Origin of the sequence: Pseudomonas sp. MS19 (assembly GCF_013277615.1) — a bacterium.
Classification (GTDB): Bacteria; Pseudomonadota; Gammaproteobacteria; order Pseudomonadales; family Pseudomonadaceae; genus Aquipseudomonas; species Aquipseudomonas marincola.
Map to the genome: position 1 here is coordinate 216,532 of NZ_VBTO01000014.1, position 6,163 is coordinate 222,694.

Consider the following 6,163-nt stretch of genomic DNA (forward strand, 5'->3'; position numbering starts at 1 on the left):
TGAATTCTTTACTCGAGCACCTCGACCGTCATTCCCACCTGCAACTCACCTGCACCATCGGCAATCAGGTTCTGGCCGAAATACACCTCGCCTTCGCGTTCACGATAAGTCTTCAAAGTGGTCAACGGTTCGCGATCGGCGCTGCGCTCACCTGTGGCCGGATCGAGCGTGGTCATGATGCAGCGTGAGCAACCCTTGGCCACCCGAAATTCGATTTCGCCAATGCGAATACGCTTCCAGCTGTCTTCGGCATAAGGCTCAGCGCCGGTAATTACCAGATTCGGCCGGAAACGCAGCATCGGCAGTTCACGCCCAACCCGCGCCGACAAATCATCCAGCGAGGACTGCCCGATCAGCAGCAACGGAAAACCATCGGCAAAACCCACTTTGTCGCCCGCCTCGCCATAACCGCTGTCCACTTGCCGGGCACGCGCCTCAGGCACATATACCAAGCGGCAGTCACGCCCGAGAAAACGGCTAACCCACGCGGCGGCCTCATCACCGGCATCCGGCACACGGAAACTGTCGCGCCACACAGTGACGCCGCGCAAAGCGTCTTCACCGGTCGGCACCGCAACGAACAGCTCAGGCATATTCGGCGCGGTCAGCAGAACTCCATCCTCGCCGCGCCAGTGAACATTCATCTGAGTCATCTGCGCCAGCAAGCGCTGCGTCAGGAAGCGCCCAGACTCGGCGTCCACCGCCATCCAGCGGCGATCACCCTGCAACCCAAGTAAACCGACCCTGCTACTATCAAGCAACTGCCCTGCGGCAGATTTCATTGGGTAGCGATACAACGCCGAGAGACGCATCATGACAACAGATCCCCGTCTGCAAAAAATTAAGTTTCTGGCCACTGGCAAACATTTGCCCAAAGGCCTGCTATTGGCGTGCACATTATTGCTCAGCGCCTGCAGCGGCACGCCAGCTGAAAATCTGGGTGTTCATGATGGTCAACTGGCGCCCTGCCCCAGTTCGCCCAACTGCGTCAGCAGCCAGGCCAGTGATGCCGACCACAAAGTAGACCCGCTGCCACTGCTTGGCAGCGCCGAGAACACCCGCGAGACCTTACTGAAACTGATTAACAGCCAGCCCGGCGCACGCCTTGTCGATCAGGATACGTCGTATCTGCGCGCCGAGTACACCAGTGACTTGCTGCGTTTTGTGGACGATGTCGAGTTCATGATTACCGCCAGCGACGTGCAGGTGCGCTCGGCCTCCCGCCTCGGCTATTCCGATTTGGGAGTGAACCGTAAACGCGTCGAACAACTGCGCCAACGCATGCTGCAATTGCCGCTGCCTTAATTCGCAAGCAAGTCTGAACCGGCTGGCAGGTGCACTCGCAGCGCCGCGGGCCGCGCGACAAAGCGCATCTTGCGCCCCGAACGCGGCTCGCCGTCGAGATTAACGTCGAGTCCTTCATCCGCTTCGATTTCCAGCCAGGCGAGACGCGCACTCAGCGAAACACTTTCAACGCCATTCAGCGTGCCATTGAGCATGGTGCCCAAGGTGCTCACCGCATCCGCTTGCGCCGGAACAATGCAAACATCCAGCAAGCCGTCGTCTATTCGCGCTTTCGGGCAGAGCACGTGTCCGCCGCCCGCTTGCCGGCCATTGCCAATACCCAGCGCCAGAAACTCGCCCTGCCACTCGAAATCCGGCCCGGTGAAACGGCCAAATGCACTGTGCACTTCGGCGAACCGGCTAAGCCCGGTGAGGAAGTACGCCGCCCCGCCCAGCGCGGCTTTAAGGTCTTCCGGGGTATTGGCAGTTACGCTCGAGCCGAATCCGCCGGTGGCCATATTAAGGAACAGCTGACCGTCGAGGTCGCCCAGATCGATACGCTGGGGCGCCTTGTCGAGAAGCTTCAGCGCGGCATGCGGATTGAGCGGCACGCCCGCGGCCACGCAAAAATCGTTGGCGGTGCCCAGTGGTAACAGGGCCAGGCTCACACGGGTATCTTGCAGCGCCATGGCTTCGGCGACATCACGCAAGGTGCCGTCACCGCCGCCGGCAATCAGCGTTGCGTAGTCATCCTGCAGCGCCTCGTTGACGATTCTCGCTGCATCGCCCGCCTCCCAGGTAACCCGCACATCGATGTGCCAGCCACTTTTGCGCTTGGCCAATACGGCGGCGCGCACTTCGGGGTCCATGGCCTTCTTGCCATGCAATATCAATAACGCTTTGCGTTCCTGCATCAATCCTCCTCTTGTCACGGCCACTGGCACAGATGCTGGCAAGGACAGCGCTGACAAATAATCTAATTAATAGATATTAATACGCAAATATTCAGCATTTTATATCGAATCAATTTGACGGAAGATAGCGTTCAACCCAACTAAGGGGTCGGTTGAATCCACTGCCGACATCAAGTGATGAGGATATACCAATGATCGAAGTTCGCCCGTTTGAGCAATTAGGTGGTGCAAATCACGGCTGGTTGGCCGCTCGTCATCACTTCTCATTTGCCGAATATTACGACCCTAAGCGCATGGCCTGGGGCCAGTTACGTGTATGGAATGATGATGAAATAGCGCCGCAAACAGGCTTTCCACCGCACCCGCACCGCGACATGGAAATCATTACCTATGTACGTAAAGGCGCTATCACTCACCAGGACAACCTCGGCAACAAAGGCCGCACCGAAGCCGGCGATGTTCAGGTCATGAGTGCCGGCACCGGTATCACCCACAGCGAATACAACCTTGAGGATGAGACCACCCAGATATTTCAGATCTGGATAATGCCCAATCAGTTCAACTCGGCGCCATCCTGGGGTGCCAAGCCTTTCCCGAAGGCTGAGCGCGCCGGCCAGTTTGTCACCCTAGCGAGCGGCAACCCCGAGGACAGCGATGCTCTTTCAATTCGGGCCAACGCCCGGGTTGTGGCCGCGACAATCAAAGCCGGGCATTCGGCGGAGTATCAGATTGCGGCGGGCCGCAAGGTGTATCTGGTGGCGGCAACTGGCGCCTACAGCGTAAATGGCGTGGCTGCCAAAGCACGTGACGGGGTTGCGATAAGCGACACCCAAACCATCAGCGTCAGCGCCAGTGAAGACACCGAAATCGTTCTGGTTGATGTTGAGTAAACCAACGCTCCGCCGGTCTGCCGTGCGGAGCGTTTTGCTGTACTTTGCTCCTACCCCAGCAACTCGCTCAGCGGGATAAACCGCACGCTGTCGCCCTCAGCCAGCGTGGTGTTTTCCAGCACTTCGGCCAAACCATCGGCCCAGGCAGCGCTGCGCAGAACCCCGGAACTCTGATTCGGATAGATCACCACGCGCCCGTGCTCCATGCGCGCGCGCAAATATTCGCGACGCTTGCCCGCTTTACTCCAGGTAAAACCAGCAGGCACCTCGAAACTAAGTGGAGCAACATTCTCCACACCCATCCGGCGCAGCAGATAAGGCCGCGCCAACAGGCCGAAGGTGACCAACGTAGACGCCGGATTACCGGGCAACCCCAGCACCGGCACGCCGCGAAAATGACCAAAGGTCAGCGGTTTGCCGGGCTTGATTGCCAGCTTCCACAAGGTCAGCTCGCCTTCTTCGCGCAACGCCTCACCTAAAAAGTCAGCTTCGCCAACCGACACACCGCCGGTTGAAAGGATTAAATCAGCACCTTTCAATGCACCCAGCGCCGCACGCGTAAGCTCAAGGTCATCGGCAAGAATGCCGCCGTCAATCACTTCACAACCCAGGCGCTGCAACCAGCTCATCAGCAAGCGCCGGTTACTGTTGTAGATTTGCCCGGCCGCCAGCGGCGTACCCGGCTCGACCAACTCATCGCCGGTAGATAACACCGCCACCCGCACACGCCTGCGCATCATCAATCTGGCTGCGCCTAATGAAGCCGCCAAGCCCAATTCGATTGGCCCAAGCTGCGTACCCGCTGGCAATACCGTATCGCCAACACGGGTTTCCTGACCTTGTGCGCGCACATTCTGGCCCAAGCGCATCGCGTGCTTGAACTGCACGCTGCCATCGGCTGCAACCTCGACGTTTTCCTGCATTTCAACCGTGTCGGCACCTGCCGGCAACGGCGCACCGGTGAATATCCGCGCACAAGTGCCGGGCTGCAATGTTGTCGGTGCGGTACCGGCCTGAATGCGCTGACTGATTTGGAGCGCAGTGCCCTGCCAGTCGGCCAAAGCCAATGCATAACCATCCATTGCGCTATTGGCCCAGGGCGGCAGATCCAGGCTGGAAATCAGCGGCTCGGCCAGAATACGGCCATCGGCGTCAGCCAACTCGACACTCTCAATTTCCAGCGCAGCGCCAGCACTCGCCTGTTCCAGCAAGCGCTCAAGCGCCGCTTCGACTGGCATCAAACCTGGCTGATCACAGCAGCTCATCCGCGACTCTCACACGCGTCGGCAACTTGCAGATGCGTGACGAAATTGCAGGGCCGGTGACGCGAGTCGAGTTGCTCGGCGAGAATGCCGTCCCACGCGGTGCGACAAGCATTGGTCGAACCCGGCAGACAGCAAACCAAGGTGTTATTCGACAGCCCCGCCAAGGCGCGCGACTGCACGGTGGAAGTGCCGATATCGGCAACCGAAATCTGGCGGAACAGTTCGCCAAAGCCATCGACTTTTTTATCCAGCAAGCAGCTCACCGCTTCCGGCGTGCTGTCGCGTCCGGTAAAGCCGGTTCCACCTGTGATCAAAACAACCTGCACTGAATCTTCGGCAATCCAGGTCGCGACCTGGGCGCGGATCTTGTACAGATCATCTTTCAGAAGCACACGCGAGGCCAGGTTGTGACCGGCTGCCTGCAAGCGGTCTACAAACAATTGCCCGGAGGTGTCAGTATCGAGTGAGCGCGTATCGCTGACGGTCAGTACGGCTATATTCAGGGGCACGAACTGCGCCTCGGCCTTGTGATTCATGGCAGGCTTCCAATAGTTAGAGACAATGGCCATATTTATATCACAAGCCCAACTCAGGAAACGTTGACATGGATGCGCCAACACGCGAGAACCTCATTTCGGTTTTACTGCTCGCAGGCGGCAGAGGACAACGCATGGGCGGCCACGACAAAGGCCTGCTGTTATGGCAGGAACGGCCACTGATAAGTTGGTTGTATGAGCTCACGCGGCCACTGACAGACGACTTGATCATCTCGTGCAATCGCAACCTGTCGCGCTACAACGAATACGCCGATCAACTGGTGCAGGATGAATCTGACACCTTTGAAGGGCCGCTGGCCGGGATTCGTGCTGGCCTCAAGGTCGCCCGCCACGCGCAGCTTCTGGTACTGCCCTGCGACGCGCCGAAAGTCGACGCCGCACTGATTCGCTCGCTGATTGAAAACGCTGGCAAACAGCCGGTTGTGGTGCGACAAGACGGCTACTGGGAGCCGCTGTTCAGCCTGATTCCAACCTGTTTAAAAGACGATCTCGAAGCGGCCTGGCAGCGCGGCGAACGCAGCCCGCAACGCTGGCTGCGCACACTCGACCCGGTGGCAGTGGAATGCGCTATTGACGACCCTCGTCTGGCTAATTTGAATACACCGGAGCGCTTAAATTAACTCGCCACACAACACATCACTTACAAACGGGGAACTTTAAAAGCTTTACCCCGTCCGAATGGATGTACACCTTTCGTTATAGCTCAGGAGAGAAACAATGAATCAACGGTATATCGCCGCCGCTGTGCTAGCCCTCGGTCTGGTCGCACTGACTGGGTGCTCCTCGCCTTCCGTGATCACGTTGAATGACGGCCGGGAAATTCAGTCTCTGGATGTTCCAGATTATGACGACGACACCGGTTTCTACGAATTCGAGCAATTGGATGGTAAGCGTACCCGCGTCAACAAAGACCAGATCCGCAGCGTTAAAGAGCTATAAGCAATAGCTGCACTCACCCCGCGGGTTAGCTTGAAATCTGCGCATGAGTGCCCGGGGCCCATCATTAATGATCGCTCTCAGGCACTTCGGCGTGGTTAAATTTTTTGAGCTAACCTCTTGTACTGTAAAACTTTTTCAGTACAATTTGGATTATTCGGAGTGTAGCGCAGCTTGGTAGCGCGTCTCGTTCGGGACGAGAAGGTCGCAGGTTCGAATCCTGTCTCTCCGACCAAATCCCGGATTGCACTGTCGACTCATCGACGCCCGCAATCTTCAAAAAGCCCGCCTCAGCGCGTAATGCTGTTCACTTAAGC

The 6,163-nt window shown here is 57.9% G+C and carries 8 protein-coding genes and 1 tRNA gene; 5 read left to right on the forward strand and 4 right to left on the reverse strand.

Translation table 11 applies throughout. The features are described 5' to 3' along the window. Positions 1 to 8 precede the first annotated feature (8 nt). Positions 9 to 815 carry an MOSC domain-containing protein gene (locus FEZ62_RS16770; protein ID WP_172929064.1) on the reverse strand — a complete coding sequence of 269 codons (807 nt, stop codon included), beginning with the start codon at positions 813 to 815 and terminating at the stop codon, positions 9 to 11. Between FEZ62_RS16770 and FEZ62_RS16775 the strand changes: the two genes are divergently transcribed. Next, on the forward strand, positions 814 to 1,305 hold the full coding sequence (locus tag FEZ62_RS16775) for a DUF1499 domain-containing protein (RefSeq protein WP_172929066.1): 492 nt from the start codon (positions 814 to 816) through the stop codon (positions 1,303 to 1,305). The two genes, FEZ62_RS16770 and FEZ62_RS16775, sit on opposite strands and share 2 nt — an antisense overlap. Here the strand turns inward: FEZ62_RS16775 and yegS are convergent. Next, a complete protein-coding gene (gene yegS / locus FEZ62_RS16780; RefSeq protein WP_172929067.1) occupies positions 1,302 to 2,198 on the reverse strand; it encodes a lipid kinase YegS in 897 nt (298 codons plus the stop codon). The two genes, FEZ62_RS16775 and yegS, sit on opposite strands and share 4 nt — an antisense overlap. 191 nt (positions 2,199 to 2,389) lie before the next feature. Here yegS and FEZ62_RS16785 point away from each other — a divergent pair, with 191 nt between their 5' ends. Beyond that, positions 2,390 to 3,088, forward strand: coding sequence for a pirin family protein (locus tag FEZ62_RS16785; RefSeq protein WP_172929070.1), 699 nt, complete (start codon positions 2,390 to 2,392; stop codon positions 3,086 to 3,088). A 50-nt stretch (positions 3,089 to 3,138) separates the two neighbouring features. Here the strand turns inward: FEZ62_RS16785 and glp are convergent, their stop codons facing one another. Together glp and moaB are read right to left on the reverse strand one after the other, a co-directional pair. After that, on the reverse strand, positions 3,139 to 4,353 hold the full coding sequence (gene glp / locus FEZ62_RS16790) for a gephyrin-like molybdotransferase Glp (protein ID WP_172929072.1): 1,215 nt from the start codon (positions 4,351 to 4,353) through the stop codon (positions 3,139 to 3,141). Continuing rightward, positions 4,350 to 4,889, reverse strand: coding sequence for a molybdenum cofactor biosynthesis protein B (gene moaB / locus FEZ62_RS16795; protein WP_172929074.1), 540 nt, complete (start codon positions 4,887 to 4,889; stop codon positions 4,350 to 4,352). Before moaB ends, glp begins: the two co-directional genes overlap by 4 nt. Positions 4,890 to 4,957: 68 nt before the next feature. Between moaB and mobA the strand changes: the two genes are divergently transcribed. From mobA to FEZ62_RS16810, 3 genes are all read left to right on the forward strand, one after another. Then, positions 4,958 to 5,530, forward strand: coding sequence for a molybdenum cofactor guanylyltransferase MobA (gene mobA, locus FEZ62_RS16800; RefSeq protein WP_172929075.1), 573 nt, complete (start codon positions 4,958 to 4,960; stop codon positions 5,528 to 5,530). A gap of 97 nt (positions 5,531 to 5,627) precedes the next feature. After that, positions 5,628 to 5,849 carry a YgdI/YgdR family lipoprotein gene (locus FEZ62_RS16805; RefSeq protein ID WP_069898878.1) on the forward strand — a complete coding sequence of 74 codons (222 nt, stop codon included), beginning with the start codon at positions 5,628 to 5,630 and terminating at the stop codon, positions 5,847 to 5,849. A 155-nt stretch (positions 5,850 to 6,004) separates the two neighbouring features. Next, positions 6,005 to 6,081 (forward strand) — tRNA-Pro (locus FEZ62_RS16810). Positions 6,082 to 6,163 lie beyond the last annotated feature (82 nt).

What these genes read in the sequence shown, in the direction of transcription:
- FEZ62_RS16775 (WP_172929066.1), top strand. Translation starts at nt 814, where the DNA reads ATGACAACAGATCCCCGTCTGCAAAAAATTAAGTTTCTGGCCACTGGC.
- FEZ62_RS16770 (WP_172929064.1), bottom strand. Translation starts at nt 815, where the DNA reads ATGATGCGTCTCTCGGCGTTGTATCGCTACCCAATGAAATCTGCCGCA.
- yegS (WP_172929067.1), bottom strand. Translation starts at nt 2,198, where the DNA reads ATGCAGGAACGCAAAGCGTTATTGATATTGCATGGCAAGAAGGCCATG.
- FEZ62_RS16785 (WP_172929070.1), top strand. Translation starts at nt 2,390, where the DNA reads ATGATCGAAGTTCGCCCGTTTGAGCAATTAGGTGGTGCAAATCACGGC.
- glp (WP_172929072.1), bottom strand. Translation starts at nt 4,353, where the DNA reads ATGAGCTGCTGTGATCAGCCAGGTTTGATGCCAGTCGAAGCGGCGCTT.
- moaB (WP_172929074.1), bottom strand. Translation starts at nt 4,889, where the DNA reads ATGAATCACAAGGCCGAGGCGCAGTTCGTGCCCCTGAATATAGCCGTA.
- mobA (WP_172929075.1), top strand. Translation starts at nt 4,958, where the DNA reads ATGGATGCGCCAACACGCGAGAACCTCATTTCGGTTTTACTGCTCGCA.
- FEZ62_RS16805 (WP_069898878.1), top strand. Translation starts at nt 5,628, where the DNA reads ATGAATCAACGGTATATCGCCGCCGCTGTGCTAGCCCTCGGTCTGGTC.